Annotated in this window: 14 protein-coding genes; 13 read left to right on the forward strand and 1 reads right to left on the reverse strand. The window is 55.2% G+C overall.

All coding sequences use genetic code 11. The annotated features are described in order from the left end of the window. Nucleotides 1–282: 282 nt before the first annotated feature. Nucleotides 283–849 carry an ADP compounds hydrolase NudE gene (gene nudE, locus JWF83_RS04880; protein ID WP_413649079.1) on the forward strand — a complete coding sequence of 189 codons (567 nt, stop codon included), beginning with the start codon at nucleotides 283–285 and terminating at the stop codon, nucleotides 847–849. A 43-nt stretch (nucleotides 850–892) separates the two neighbouring features. Here the strand turns inward: nudE and mrcA are convergent, their stop codons facing one another. Further along, nucleotides 893–3445 carry a peptidoglycan glycosyltransferase/peptidoglycan DD-transpeptidase MrcA gene (gene mrcA / locus JWF83_RS04885; protein WP_413649080.1) on the reverse strand — a complete coding sequence of 851 codons (2553 nt, stop codon included), beginning with the start codon at nucleotides 3443–3445 and terminating at the stop codon, nucleotides 893–895. A gap of 157 nt (nucleotides 3446–3602) precedes the next feature. On the opposite strand from mrcA, the gene pilM reads away from it, so the two are divergent. The 12 genes from pilM (at nucleotide 3603) to trpS (ending at nucleotide 13962) form a co-directional block, all read left to right on the forward strand. Next, complete coding sequence (gene pilM, locus JWF83_RS04890) at nucleotides 3603–4430, forward strand: pilus assembly protein PilM (RefSeq protein ID WP_413649081.1); 828 nt, start codon at nucleotides 3603–3605, stop codon at nucleotides 4428–4430. Then, nucleotides 4430–4975 (forward strand): PilN domain-containing protein, encoded by a 546-nt coding sequence (locus JWF83_RS04895; protein ID WP_413649082.1) that lies wholly within the window; start codon nucleotides 4430–4432, stop codon nucleotides 4973–4975. The genes pilM and JWF83_RS04895 overlap by 1 nt, the downstream gene beginning before the upstream one ends. Continuing rightward, a complete protein-coding gene (locus JWF83_RS04900) occupies nucleotides 4968–5465 on the forward strand; it encodes a hypothetical protein (protein WP_413649083.1) in 498 nt (165 codons plus the stop codon). The genes JWF83_RS04895 and JWF83_RS04900 overlap by 8 nt, the downstream gene beginning before the upstream one ends. After that, nucleotides 5455–5838: a HofP DNA utilization family protein gene (locus JWF83_RS04905; protein ID WP_413649084.1), complete on the forward strand. Its 384-nt coding sequence runs from the start codon at nucleotides 5455–5457 to the stop codon at nucleotides 5836–5838. The genes JWF83_RS04900 and JWF83_RS04905 overlap by 11 nt, the downstream gene beginning before the upstream one ends. Then, nucleotides 5783–7027: a DNA uptake porin HofQ gene (gene hofQ, locus JWF83_RS04910; RefSeq protein ID WP_413649085.1), complete on the forward strand. Its 1245-nt coding sequence runs from the start codon at nucleotides 5783–5785 to the stop codon at nucleotides 7025–7027. Before JWF83_RS04905 ends, hofQ begins: the two co-directional genes overlap by 56 nt. A gap of 525 nt (nucleotides 7028–7552) precedes the next feature. Beyond that, on the forward strand, nucleotides 7553–8074 hold the full coding sequence (gene aroK / locus JWF83_RS04915) for a shikimate kinase AroK (protein ID WP_017802997.1): 522 nt from the start codon (nucleotides 7553–7555) through the stop codon (nucleotides 8072–8074). A gap of 191 nt (nucleotides 8075–8265) precedes the next feature. After that, on the forward strand, nucleotides 8266–9354 hold the full coding sequence (aroB, locus tag JWF83_RS04920) for a 3-dehydroquinate synthase (RefSeq protein WP_413649086.1): 1089 nt from the start codon (nucleotides 8266–8268) through the stop codon (nucleotides 9352–9354). A gap of 88 nt (nucleotides 9355–9442) precedes the next feature. Next, nucleotides 9443–10450: an SPOR domain-containing protein gene (locus JWF83_RS04925; protein WP_413649087.1), complete on the forward strand. Its 1008-nt coding sequence runs from the start codon at nucleotides 9443–9445 to the stop codon at nucleotides 10448–10450. A 249-nt stretch (nucleotides 10451–10699) separates the two neighbouring features. Next, nucleotides 10700–11512 carry an adenine-specific DNA-methyltransferase gene (gene dam, locus JWF83_RS04930; RefSeq protein ID WP_413649088.1) on the forward strand — a complete coding sequence of 271 codons (813 nt, stop codon included), beginning with the start codon at nucleotides 10700–10702 and terminating at the stop codon, nucleotides 11510–11512. Between the two features lie 79 nt (nucleotides 11513–11591). After that, entirely contained in the window at nucleotides 11592–12278 is a 687-nt protein-coding gene (gene rpe / locus JWF83_RS04935) for a ribulose-phosphate 3-epimerase (protein WP_413649089.1), read from the forward strand. Then, the gene (locus JWF83_RS04940) at nucleotides 12262–12939 is read left to right on the forward strand and encodes a phosphoglycolate phosphatase (RefSeq protein WP_413649090.1); all 678 of its coding nucleotides are present in this window, start codon (nucleotides 12262–12264) and stop codon (nucleotides 12937–12939) included. Before rpe ends, JWF83_RS04940 begins: the two co-directional genes overlap by 17 nt. An 18-nt stretch (nucleotides 12940–12957) precedes the next feature. Further along, entirely contained in the window at nucleotides 12958–13962 is a 1005-nt protein-coding gene (trpS, locus tag JWF83_RS04945; protein ID WP_413649091.1) for a tryptophan--tRNA ligase, read from the forward strand. The last annotated feature ends 44 nt before the right edge of the window (nucleotides 13963–14006 follow it).

Here is a 14006-nt window from a genome sequence, read left to right on the forward strand (position 1 = left end):
GCACAAAATCAAAACTTTATAAATATTGCATAAAAAGCCTTGCGCAGATGTTACCGGGATTATTTTCATTTAAATATCGGCATTGTCCTATTTTTATCACCTGCGGCGAAGTTTTATGCAATTTTTTATTAACATAAACAATCATTTGTTATAAAAAAGTAAATTAAAGCATGCAATGATTGGATTCCACAGGCGGCTATCGCACAATGGCTGCCAGTCACGCGTTGCGCCTGGTTTGCTGAACCCAGGTTGCGCCTTATCCGGCTTTTTCCTGGGGCCATTATGACCAGACAATTACAGAAACCTGAAATACTCAATGTTGAAACTGTGGCCCGTTCACGGTTGTTTACCGTAGAAGCCGTTGACCTTAGCTTCAGCAATGGCGCGCGTCGGGTATATGAACGTATGCGCCCTTCCGGCCGTGAAGCGGTGATGATTGTGCCGATTATCGACAATCACCTGATTTTGATTCAGGAATATGCTGTCGGGCTGGAGTGTTACGAGCTGGGCTTTCCCAAAGGATTAATCGATCCGGGTGAAACGGTATTTGAAGCGGCAAACCGTGAACTGAAAGAAGAGGCGGGTTTTGGCGCGACGACGCTGGAAGCACTGAGTAAGCTGACGATGGCGCCATCCTACTTCTCCAGCAAAATGAATATCGTGGTGGCGGAAGGATTGTATCCTGAAAAGCTGGAAGGGGATGAGCCTGAACCGTTGCCGGTGTTGCGCTGGCCGCTGGAGAATCTGCTGGCACTACTGGAAGAACCTGATTTCTGTGAGGCGCGTAATGTCAGCGCGCTGTTCCTGGTGCGGGAATGGCTGGTGAAGCAGGGACGACTGCAATACTAAAACACTGCCGGAGGAGGAATTAAGCCTCCCCCGGCAGTGTCGCTTAGAACAACTCTTTACTCTCGCCGTTATCCATCATAGTGGTGCCGACATCATGTACCGAGTACTCGGTGGGCTGAGTGCCATCGATAAAGTATTCGGCGCGGCTGTTGCCACCGCCATTGGCCAGCTTGCCGGTACTGCGATCGATATTCACCGTAACCACGCCGGCTGGTGGCGTCAGCGGCTGAACCGGTACGCCATTCAGTGCCGCCTGCATAAAGTCATCCCAGGCTGGCTGGGCGCTTTTCGCTCCGCCTTCATAGCCGGAAATCTGATCCGGAATAGCACCGGATGCCGTGGTGCGGCCCAGATCGCGGCGATGATCGTCAAAGCCAATCCATACCGAAGTGACTACCCCCGGACCATAGCCGGAGAACCAGGCATCTTTAGAGCTGTTAGTGGTACCGGTTTTACCGCCGATATCATTACGTTTCAGGTCGTGCCCGGCACGCCAGCCGGTCCCCATCCAACCTGGCTCACCAAAAATATTGGAGTTCAGCGCGCTTTTGATCAGGAAAGAGAGCGGCGTATTGATGACATGCGGCGCATATTGCTGGTCGCCTGACGGTTGCGGAACGGCAGGCACCTGTTCCAGCTCCGGTTGCGGCACTGCCACGTTGCGACCTTCCTGTGAAACCGCGACGTTTTCTACACTGTCTTCGCTCAGCGCCACCGCTTTCCTGGTTTCGCCATAAATCACCGGCAGATTACAATCGGCACAGGCAATTTTCGGTTTTACTTCGAATAGCGTATCACCCTGCTCATTTTCGATTTTACGAATAAAGTAAGGATCAACCAGGAAACCGCCGTTCGCCATCACGGAGTAGCCGCGTACCATCTGCATCGGGGTAAAGGACGCGGAGCCAAGAGCCAGTGATTCGGTGTGCACGATATTCTGTGCCGGAAAACCGAAACGCTGCAGATATTCAGCGGCGTAATCGACGCCCATGGCGCGCATGGCGCGCACCATCACGACGTTTTTCGATTGTCCCAGCCCCTGACGCAGACGGATAGGGCCGTCATAGGTCGCCGGTGAGTTTTTTGGCCGCCAGTCGGAACCGGCGCCAGCGTCCCAGCGGGAGATTGGCACGTCATTCAGAATAGAAGCCAGGGTCAGCCCCCGGTCCATGGCTGCGGTGTACAGGAACGGTTTAATGTTGGAACCCACCTGACGCAGCGCCTGGGTCGCGCGGTTAAACTTACTTTGATTAAAGTCGAAGCCGCCGACCAGCGCGCGAACCGCGCCGTCTTGCGGATCGAGCGAAACCAGCGCGGAGTTCACATCCGGTACTTGCGCCAGCCACCAGTCATTCGCCACTTTGCGTACCCATATCTGCTGGCCGGTCTGGACCACCTGAGCTACGCTGCGCGGCGTGGCGCCTTGCAGGGTGTCGGATTTATACGGACGAGCCCAGCGCATGCCGGCCATACCCAGCGAGACATGACTGCCGTCGCGCATCAGCGCGGTGGCTTCATCGCCGCTGACGCTGGTGACGACCGCCGGGAATAGCGGGCCATATACCGGCAGATCTTTCAGCGTTTTGAGGATTTCACTCTCTCCCCAGCCGGATTCGCCGACTTTCCACAGCACGTTAGCCGGTCCGCGGTAACCATGACGCATATCGTAAGCGAGCACGTTATTTCGCACTGATTCCTGCGCGGCGGTCTGCAATTTACGCGTGACGGTGGTGTAAACCTTGAAGCCGTCAGTGTAAGCATTTTCACCGTAACGCTTGATCATCTCCTGGCGCACCATCTCTGTCAGATAAGGCGCAGAGAAGGCGATTTCAGGACCATGATAGGTGGCTACCAGCGGCTCAATACGCGCTTCGGTATAGCGTGACTGGCTGATGTAGTTCTGATCCAGCATACGCGACAGCACCACATTACGGCGTGCCAGCGCCCGATCGGGCGAGTAAAGCGGGTTAAAGGTCGACGGCGCTTTTGGCAGGCCGGCAATCATCGCCATTTCGCTTAACGTCAGCTGATCGACATTCTTGCCGAAATAGACCTGTGCCGCGGCACCGACACCATAGGCGCGGTAACCGAGATAGATCTTATTCAGATACAGCTCAAGAATTTCATCTTTGCTCAGCAGCTGTTCAATACGGATCGCCAGGAACGCTTCCTTAATTTTACGCATCAGTGTGCGTTCCGGGCTCAGAAAGAAGTTACGCGCCAGCTGCTGGGTAATGGTACTGGCCCCCTGCGAGGCGTGACCAGAGATCAGCGCCACGCTGGCTGCACGGAAGATACCGATAGGATCAACGCCATGATGATCGTAAAAGCGGCTGTCTTCGGTAGCAATAAACGCTTTGACCAGTTCTGGCGGCAATTGCTGGAGTTTCAGCGGCACACGGCGTTTCTCGCCGTACTGGGCAATAAGTTCGCCCTCAGCGCTATAAACCTGCATGGGTGTCTGCAGTCGGACGTCCTTCAGCGTATTTACATCGGGCAACTGGGGCTCAATATATTTATACAAGCCATAAACCGAGCCGGCTCCCAGCAGAATGCAACACACTGTAAGAATCAAAAAATACTTTACGAACTTCACCTGAGATTTCCCATTTAATGTCGTTTGGGCAGTTTATAAACAATCGCGCGGTAGTATAAAGGCAAGCCAGTAGCTTTGATACCTCCTTCGCACTGACGGATAGCATAAATATCGCCCCGGCGAATTTTTTTCATAACGATATGGAGATCGCGCGAAAATGGCTTTTCAGACATGGCAAATTGGACTGGATATCCAGAACGGACAACTCTGCGCTCTTGGCATCCAGCGCCGTCGTAACGGCTGGCAACTGCGCCACTGGTGGCAACATGCGCTGCCGCAAGATACGTTAAGAAATGGCGTTCTGCAACGTCCCGCCGAACTGACGGCAGTACTGCGCTGCTGGCGTAAACATCTTCCACGTCAGGTCTCGCTGCGGGTGGGGTTTCCTCCCCAGCTGGCGCTACAGCATCATCTCGATCTTCCGCGCCAGCGGCTATCCGAGCCGGAGCGCAGCAGCTATGTGCGGGCGGCGGCGCGACAGTTTTTCCCGCTGGAGCCGGATGCCCTGACGCTGGATTACCGCGAGTTATCAGACTCACCCGGCCAGATCTGCATTACCGCCGCCCGGCGAGAAATGCTTGAGCAGTGGCTGGCATGTTTTAGCCGCGCCGGGTTACTGCCACAGATTTTTGAACTGACGGCCACTGCGCTGCGCTCATTGTCACTGGCGCTGGCGCTGGAACCTACCGCCACGCTGGTTCATCGTCTTGCCGACCACTGGCTGTGGTTCGCGCCGCAGAATACCCGGCAGCCTTGCGGCTGGTGTAGCTACGCCGAAGCCGCAGATTACCCCACCCTACGTATGCGCTATCTTCCCGCCAGTTCGGTGATCTATTACAGCGCCGTGGATGCCGATTTATTGCCGGAGAACGCGCGTGATCTGCTGCCGCTGGACGCCCTGCAGCTAATGCAGGCGCCACTCCCGCGCTGTAGCGGCTGTTTTGCGCTGGCGGCCGGGCTGGCGCTGCGTCCGGAGGATCACTAATGGTGTGGGTCAACCTGTTGCCATGGCGTGAACGGCAGCTGGCCGCACGACAACGCGGCTGGCTGCTGGCTCTGCTGGCAATATGGTTGCCGGCAGCAGGCGTACTGACCGCGCTTTATCAGCAGCTGGCCGCGGATAACCTGCGCGGCCAGCTGCGGGTTGATCAGCGTCAGGCGGCAATATTGCAGATCGACGGGCTGGCGCAGGCACTGGCGCAGGTACAGCAGCAGCGCCACTCGCTACTGGCACGGCAGCAGCAGCAGCAACGACAACAGCGCCGTAACCAGCAGTGGCAGCAGTTTGCACAGGTATTGCCGCAACTGATGCCGCCGACTTTGTGGCTGACCAGCCTGCAGCAGGCGATATCGGGTTTCCATATTAGCGGCTTCAGCCTTGAGGTGGCCGACGTGACGCAGTTTCGTCAGCAGTTAAGCCGTCAGCCGCTGTTTCAGCAGGTGAGTCACGGCAGTATTGAGCGTCAGGCGGGCGGCATGATGGGATTCAGTTTACTGGCCAGCCTGCGGGAGGATCTGAGCGATGAGTGAGTGGTTACTACGCTGGCAATATGGCCCGCGATACCGGCAGTGGTTAACGCTGGCGGGCGCAACGCTGCTGTTGCTGTGGTTAATTGCATGGTGCGGGCTGCAGCCACTGCGCAGCAGCCGCCAGGCATTGGCGCAGCAATATCAGCAATTGCAGCAGCAGTATCAGGCGCGTATGACGCAGCTGCTGCGTCAGCCGTCGCTGTTAACGCAGCAGCAGCAAAATCAGCAACTGCTGGCGTCACTGCAACCCGTTGACGGCACAGCTTTTTCCCTGACAACACTGATGCAATATGGTGCGGCGCTGGAAAAATGGCAGCCTGCGACGCAGGGCGGCGAACTGACGTTGCTGGTCAGCTGGACGCAGTTTCAACGCCTGCTGGCGTATCTGGCGTCACGGCAGCCACCGGTAATGATTAACGGATTACTACTGCAGCGCAACGGGGAAGGTCTGCGGATGACGCTTAGCCTGGGAGATGCTGATGAAGAGTAACCCGGCAGGATGGCTACTCGGTCTGTTGTGCGGCGCTGTCGATGCGCGTGACCCCTTTGTTCCGGCGGTATCCGCCAGCTGTCTGCGCGAGGTGCCAGCGCCCAGCCAGTGGCGTCTGCAAGGCATTATTGGCCGGGAAGCCGACTACCACGGCTGGCTGCTGTCACCGCAAGGCGAGACGCTGGTGGTGGCGAACCGCGGGCAGTTTCCGCTTTATCCGTGGCAAATCGGGGATATTCAAAGGCTGAGTATCCAGTTACAGGCCGCGCAAAGCTGCCAACCCCGGCAATTCAGTCTGCAGCTAACAGGACGGTTATATGAAATGGATGCTCATCGCGCTACTGCTGCTCAGCCCAACCGCGCGCGCCAGTAACGCGCCGATCTCGCTGGCTTTTGATGATGCGCCGGTCGGGCGGGTGTTGCAGGCGCTGGCGGATTATCAGCAACTGAATTTAATGGTAGCGCCCGGCGTCGGGGGGACGCTATCGCTGCGGTTACAGCAGGTGCCCTGGCAGCAGGCGTTGCGCCTAATCACCCGTATGACCGGGCTGACCATTGAAACCGAGGGCAATGTGATGCTGGTGTGGCCGGAAAGCTGGCAACAAGAGCGGCAGCAGCGTGAAGCGGTGCTCAGCGAACAGCGGCAACAACAATTATCGCTGGAGACGCGTACCCTGACCCTGCTGCATGCCGATGCGACGATAGTCCATCAAAACCTGCTGGCGCAGCAGGCAAAATTAATGACACCACGCGGCAGCGTGGCGGTGGATACCCGCACCAATGCCTTACTGCTGCGCGATATTCCTGCCGCGTTGCAACAAACGGAACAGTGGCTACGGGCGCTGGATGTACCACTGGATCAGATCGAACTGGCGGCGCATATTGTTACCATCAGTGAAGAGAATCTGCGCGAGCTGGGTGTCAGTTGGGGAATGAGCAGTGAGCAGCAGATCAACCGCGCGCTGCGTACCAGCCAACTGGGTATCGACCTTGGCGTGACGAAACCGACATTCACCGCCGGGTTTCATCTTGCACGCCTTGACGGGCGTCTGCTGGATCTGGAACTGAGTGCGCTGGAGCGTGAGAACCAGATTGAGATTATCGCCAGCCCGCGTCTGTTCACCGCGCACCAGCAGCCTGCCAGCATCAAACAGGGCACCGAAATTCCGTATGAAGTCGCCAGCGGTAGCAGTGGCGCCACCACCATTGAATTTAAAGAGGCGGTTCTGGGGATGGAGGTGACGCCGGCGGTGCAGGGCAATGGACGGATTATGCTGAAATTGCGTATCAGCCAGAATGTGCCGGGGCGTAATCTGCACAGCGGCGACATTGAGGTGCTGACGATAGATAAGCAGGAAATCGAAACGCAGGTAAGCTTAAAGAATGGTCAAACGCTGGCGCTGGGCGGTATTTTTCAGCAACAGAACTCAACGGGACGCGATAAGGTGCCATTACTGGGCGATATTCCGTGGTTGGGGACGCTGTTTCGCCATGATGTGCGTCAGCAGAAGCGGCGTGAGCTGGTGATTTTTATCACGCCACGACTAATCCGTGACGAATGATGCTTTTTTGCCAGGAAAGCATGCAACCTGGACGTTTTTTCGTTGATTGCTAACATATGCGTTTGACGCAAGGGCGGATTTAGCTTACAAGGTTTAGCGATTTTGAATATTAGGCCATCGCGCCTGTTGCAGAGAATGCAATATACCCAAAATACTTCGAGTGGCATCGGGGTGGCAACTGAGCGAATCCGCGCGAGCATAGATAACAATGTGTCGGGCTAAGCAAAGGGAGCCAACAAAGAAGCAAATTTGAAGCAGGAAGGGTATTAACCGTTTTATATCGCGCTGAAGTAGCGTTCCGATGCATGTGAAATCGGTCAGATAAATAAAGCGGACTGAAACGCGCCGATGTAAGCGCGCAGTGAGCAGGCAATTTATTCGGTTGCCAAACTACCTTGAGTGTTGAGATAATTTTCAGTCTGACTCTCGAACTATCGCTCATGAGGTTTCAGTTCATGTCCCGCCAGCGGCAGCATCGTTGAACGCGGGGTATCATCAACGAATTGTCTTAGTAATACCGAAAAAATGGCAGAGAAACGCAATATCTTTCTGGTTGGGCCTATGGGTGCCGGCAAAAGCACTATTGGTCGTCAGTTAGCTCAGCAACTCAATATGGAGTTTTTCGACTCTGATCAAGAAATTGAGCGACGTACCGGAGCGGATGTGGGCTGGGTGTTCGACGTTGAAGGCGAAGAAGGCTTTCGTGATCGCGAAGAAAAAATCATCAATGAACTCACCGAAAAACAGGGCATTGTGCTGGCTACTGGCGGCGGCTCTGTAAAATCACGTGAAACCCGTAATCGTCTGTCCGCCCGTGGCGTAGTGGTGTATTTGGAAACCACTATTGAGAAACAACTGGCACGTACGCAACGTGATAAAAAACGTCCGCTGCTGCAGGTTGACTCGCCACCGCGTGAAGTGCTGGAAGCTTTAGCGAACGAACGCAATCCTCTGTATGAAGAGATTGCGGATGTTACCATTCGCACCGACGATCAGAGCGCCAAAGTAGTGGCTAATCAGATCATTAATATGTTGGAAAAGAACTGATTAGTGAAAACGCGTTGAAAGGGTGACGTGCAGCGTCAGAGACGGTCAGAGCCAGCAATAGTGCGCGGTTTATCCCGCTGGGTGCGCATTTGACGCTGGTTTGCTGCCGGATTGATACGCGCGGCCGATTTCAACTCAGTTGTAAAAACCTGCCCATGTTATGGGCAACGCATATAGGGTTATACAGCGTCATGGAGAGGATCACCGTCACACTGGGGGAGAGAAGTTACCCCATCACCATCGCTGCCGGACTGTTTAACGATCCGGCTTCTTTTTGGCCGCTGAAAGCGGGCGATCAGACTATGCTGGTGACTAACCAGACGTTGGCCCCTCTCTATCTGGACTCGCTGCGTAACCTGCTGGAAAGCGCGGGTATCAAGGTCGATCAGGTTATTTTGCCTGATGGCGAGCAGTATAAAACCCTGTCCGTAATGGACCAGGTGTTTACCGCGTTACTGGAAAAACCGCACGGTCGTGATACCACCTTAATCGCCCTCGGTGGCGGGGTGATTGGCGACCTGACCGGTTTCGCCGCCGCCAGCTACCAACGCGGCGTGCGCTTTATTCAGGTGCCGACCACGCTACTCTCACAGGTCGACTCCTCGGTGGGAGGCAAAACTGCCGTCAACCATCCCCTTGGCAAAAATATGATCGGTGCTTTTTACCAGCCTGCATCGGTGGTGATCGATCTCGACTGTCTGAAGAGTTTACCGCCGCGCGAACTGGCGTCAGGTATGGCGGAAGTGATCAAATACGGCATTATTCTCGATGCTGACTTCTTTGACTGGCTGGAACAACATCTCGATGCCCTGCTGGCGCTGGATGGCAATGCGCTGGCGTATTGCATTCGTCGCTGTTGCGAGCTGAAAGCGGAAGTGGTGGCGGCCGACGAACGTGAAACCGGTCTGCGTGCCTTACTTAACCTTGGTCATACGTATGGCCATGCCATTGAAGCGCATATGGGCTATGGCAACTGGCTGCATGGTGAAGCGGTAGCGGCCGGAATGGTGATGGCCGCACGTACTGCAGAACGTCTCGGACAGTTCAGTGCGGCGGATACCGATCGCATTATTGCGCTGCTGCAGCGCGCCGGATTGCCGGTTAATGGTCCGGAAAGCATGCGTGCGCATGACTATTTACCGCATATGCTGCGTGATAAAAAGGTGTTAGCCGGCGAGTTACGGCTGGTATTACCGTGCGCAATTGGCAAAGCCGAAGTGCGTGGTGGTGTCGCACATGATATCGTGCTGGCAGCAATTGAAGATTGCCAGAAATTTTAAGCTGAAGTCGGCGTTGCCGAACTGAATGAGTTGTAAACGCCACCCCCGGATGTGGGCGGCGTATGCCGTTAAACGGGAGGAGGTTGTAATGGACGAGTTTAAACCGGAAGACGAGTTAAAACCTGACACCAGTGACCGCCGTCCTGTGCGGTCACGCAAGGCGTCTTCGGCGCCGAAGGTTGCGGTTTCCCGTCAGCATATGATGATGGGTATTGGTATTCTGGTTCTGTTGCTGTTAGTCATTGGCATCGGTTCGGCACTGAAAGGCCCGGGCGATGAGCAGAAAGCCCCGCAGTCGGTCAGCGGCAATACTGCCAGCAGCGGCGAAAAGAGTATCGACCTTTCCGCATCTTCATCAATCAGCGGTCAGCCGGATCAGACGCAGTCTGCGCCGGATGCGGCAGCGAGTTCATCTGCCCCGCAGCCTGCGGGCAGCGATCGGCAGGTTAGCGTACCGCCAATTTCCCCAACGCCAACGCAAGCCGAGCCGGTGCCAACACCACCAGGCCAACAGCGTGTGGAGCTGCCGGGTGATCTGAATAATGCCCTGTCGTCACAGCAGGATCAGGTGAATGCCGCAGCCCAGGGCGCAGCAGGAAGCAGCAGTTCATTGCCAACCGCACCGGCAACGGTCAGCGGTCAGCTGAATACGCCGGCCGCCGGCAAATCTGCTCAGCATCAGGCCACTAACAGCGCGCCGTCGCATAAACCGACCATCCATAAACCGGTAGTGACCAAACCTGCGGTAATCCAAAGCAGCAAACCAGCCGCCACTGCCAGTCACGCGCCGTCAGCTCCGGCAGCGTCTGCTGCCAGCAGCGCCAGCGCTGCCACCCCTGGTGGCAATTATACGCTGCAGCTAAGCAGCGCTTCACGTTCTGATACCTTGAATGCCTGGGCGAAAAAACAGAGTCTGACGGGCTATCACGTGTATAAAACCACGCGCAACGGTCAGCCGTGGTATGTGCTGGTGAGTGGCTCGTACGCCACGCCGGCGGATGCTAAACGTGCTGTCGCTTCGCTACCCGCTGAGGTTCGCGCCCAAAGTCCATGGGTGAAACCAGTCAGTCAGGTGAAAAAAGAATCCGTTAATTAATCTGTTGGGGCCGTGATGACATGGCCCCTGGATCAAATTCAAGCGCAGATATGCTGTCGGTAAATCCTGAATAATTCGGGTTGTAGCAAGGTGGCAGAACGCAATTCTGCTGAGCGGGGCTCCCCCTACGGTGTTGCAGATATCGCAACGTAGGGGCGGCATTCATGCCGCCCGGCAGCCAGGACAGATGCAACCTGAAGTATAACGGCTATCAATCCACAGCCAGAAGAGTACAAAAATAACGACGGCATGAAAAAAAATCGCGCTTTTTTGAAATGGGCGGGGGGGAAGTACCCGCTGCTGGACGATATTCGACGCCATCTTCCGCAGGGAGAGTGTTTAGTTGAGCCATTTGTTGGCGCTGGTTCGGTGTTTCTGAATACCGATTATGAGCGCTATATCCTGGCGGATATCAACAGTGACCTGATTAATCTGTATAATATTGTTAAAACCCGCACGGTTGAGTTTATCAATGACGCGCGCCAGCTGTTTACTGCGGAAGCTAATGACGCGGAGTTTTTCTATGCCCGGCGCAGCGAGTTTAATCTCAGCCAGGATCCCTATCGCCGCGCGCTGCTGTTTACCTATCTGAACCGCCATTGTTACAACGGCTTGTGCCGCTATAACCTCAGTGGCGAATTCAATGTGCCTTTTGGTCGCTATCGCAAACCTTACTTCCCGGAAGATGAGTTGTACTGGTTTGCCGAGCGTGCGCAAAAAGCCACCTTTGTCTGTGAATCTTACGATGTTACCCTGAATAACGCAGGGGCGGGTTCGGTGGTGTATTGTGACCCGCCGTACGCGCCGCTGTCGGCCACCGCGAATTTCACCGCGTACCATACCAACAGCTTCAGTTTGCGTGAGCAGCAGCATCTGGCAGAGCTGGCGTCAAAGTTGTCGCAGGAAAATGGTATCCCGGTGCTTATCTCGAATCATGATACGGCGCTGACGCGTCTCTGGTATCAGGATGCCGAACTGCATGTCGTAAAAGCGCGGCGGTCAATCAGTCGCAGTATTAGTGGTCGCAGTAAAGTGGACGAAATACTGGCGCTATACAGTTAGGTTATTTCGTCCGCGACCTGGGAATTAACGCTGTCTGTCTGTCTGTGCCTGCCACAGGCGCACAAATTGGGAGAAACGGATGAAACGATTTTTGCTGGCCCCATCAATTCTGGCCGCGGACTTTGCCCGTCTGGGGGAAGATACCGCGAAAGCATTGGCTGCGGGTGGTGATGTAGTGCATTTCGACGTGATGGATAATCACTACGTACCCAATCTGACGATGGGACCCATGGTGCTGAAAGCACTGCGCGATTACGGCATTACTGCGCCAATCGATGTGCATCTGATGGTGAAACCGGTGGACAGCCTGATCCCGGAATTTGCCAAAGCCGGCGCCAGTTACATCACTTTCCATCCTGAAGCCTCGGAACATGTCGACCGCTCACTGCAGTTGATCAAAGAGCATGGCTGTAAAGCCGGGCTGGTGTTCAATCCCGCCACGCCACTGAGCTACCTTGATTACGTGATGGATAAGGTGGATATCATTCTGCTGATGTCGGTAAATCCGGGCTTTGGCGGTCAGTCGTTTATTCCGGCGACGCTGGATAAACTGCGCCAGGCGCGCAAGCTGATCGATAACAGTGGTTACGATATTCGTCTGGAAGTGGATGGCGGCGTGAAAATCGATAATATCGCCGAAATCGCTGCCGCGGGCGCGGATATGTTTGTCGCCGGTTCGGCCATTTTCGGTCATCCTGATTACAAAAAAGTGATCGATGATATGCGCAACGAACTGGAGAAATCGCACCATGGCTCATTTCACTGATATTCGCGCGCTGGCGTTCGATCTCGACGGCACGCTGGTAGACAGTGCGCCGGGTCTGGCAAGCGCGCTCGATCAGGCTTTGCAGGCGATGCAGCTGCCGGCGCCGGGCGTCGGACGAGTCTGCACCTGGATCGGCAATGGCGCGGATATTATGGTCGAACGTGCGCTGAGCTGGGCGTTAAACCGTCAGCCGGAAGCGGATCAGATCCGTGATGCGCGCGCCCTGTTTGATAAATATTACGCAGACACGGTGGAAAGCGGCAGTACGCTATTTCCCCATGTCGCCACGGTACTGGCGGCACTGGCGGCGCGCAATATTCCGCTGGCGGTGGTGACCAATAAACCGACGCCTTTTATTGCCCCATTACTGCGTTCTCTGGGCATTGCCCAACATTTCTCGCTGATTATCGGCGGTGATGATGTGGTCGCGAAAAAACCGCACCCGGCGCCGCTATTTTTAGTGCTGGGCCACTTTGGTCTACTGCCGCAGCAGTTGCTGTTTGTCGGCGACTCGCGCAATGATATTCTGGCGGCGCAGGCGGCGGGCTGCCCCTGCGTTGGCATGACCTTCGGTTATAACTATGGTGAGTCGATCACCACCAGCAATCCGGGGCTCGCTCTGGACGATTTTAACGATCTTCTGCCCGCATTAGGGCTGTAAATATCAGGATAGCAAAGCATGAGCAAACCCATCGTATTTAGCGGCGCACAGCCTTCAGGTGAACTGACCATTGGTAACTACATGGGTGCGCTACGTCAGTGGGTACAGCTGCAGGATGATTTCCACTGCATCTACTGTATCGTTGACCTGCACGCCATTACCGTTCGTCAGGATCCGCAAGCCCTGCGTAAAGCCACGCTGGATACGCTGGCGCTGTATCTGGCTTGCGGTATCGATCCGAAGAAAAGCACCATTTTTGTTCAGTCCCATGTGCCGGAGCACACGCAGCTGAGCTGGATCCTGAACTGTTACGCCTATTTCGGTGAGTTAAGCCGCATGACGCAATTTAAGGATAAATCCGCGCGCTATGAAGAGAACATCAATGCCGGTCTGTTTGATTACCCGGTACTGATGGCGGCAGATATCCTGCTGTATCAGACCAACCAGGTGCCGGTGGGCGAAGATCAGAAGCAACATTTAGAACTGAGCCGCGATATTGCCAGCCGTTTTAACGCCCTGTACGGCGATATCTTTCAGGTGCCTGAGCCATTTATTCCCAAATCTGGTGCGCGCGTAATGTCGCTGCTGGAACCCACCAAAAAGATGTCCAAATCCGACGATAACCGTAATAACGTGATCGGCCTGCTGGAAGATCCGAAAGCGGTGGTGAAAAAGATTAAGCGTGCGGTAACCGACTCGGAAGAGCCGCCAGTGGTGCGTTATGACATTAAACAGAAGGCGGGGGTTTCCAACCTGCTGGATATTCTCTCGGGTGTGACCGGCCAAACTATTGCTGAACTGGAGCAGGAGTTTGCAGGCAAAATGTATGGTCATCTGAAAGGCGCGGTAGCGGATGCTGTTTCCGGCATGCTGACTGAGTTACAGGATCGTTTCTATAAGTTCCGTAACGATGAAGCCTTCCTTGAGCAGGTGATGCGTGAGGGCGCAAGCAAAGCCCGTGCGCTGGCGCAGCCAACGCTGAAGAGAGTGTATGAAGCGGTAGGTTTTGTCGCCCAGCCGTAAGCTCCACGGATAGCAAAATAAAGCCCGGTGAATACCGGGCTTTA

The organism is Pantoea sp. B65, from assembly GCF_047308185.1.
Classification (GTDB): Bacteria; Pseudomonadota; Gammaproteobacteria; order Enterobacterales; family Enterobacteriaceae; genus Erwinia.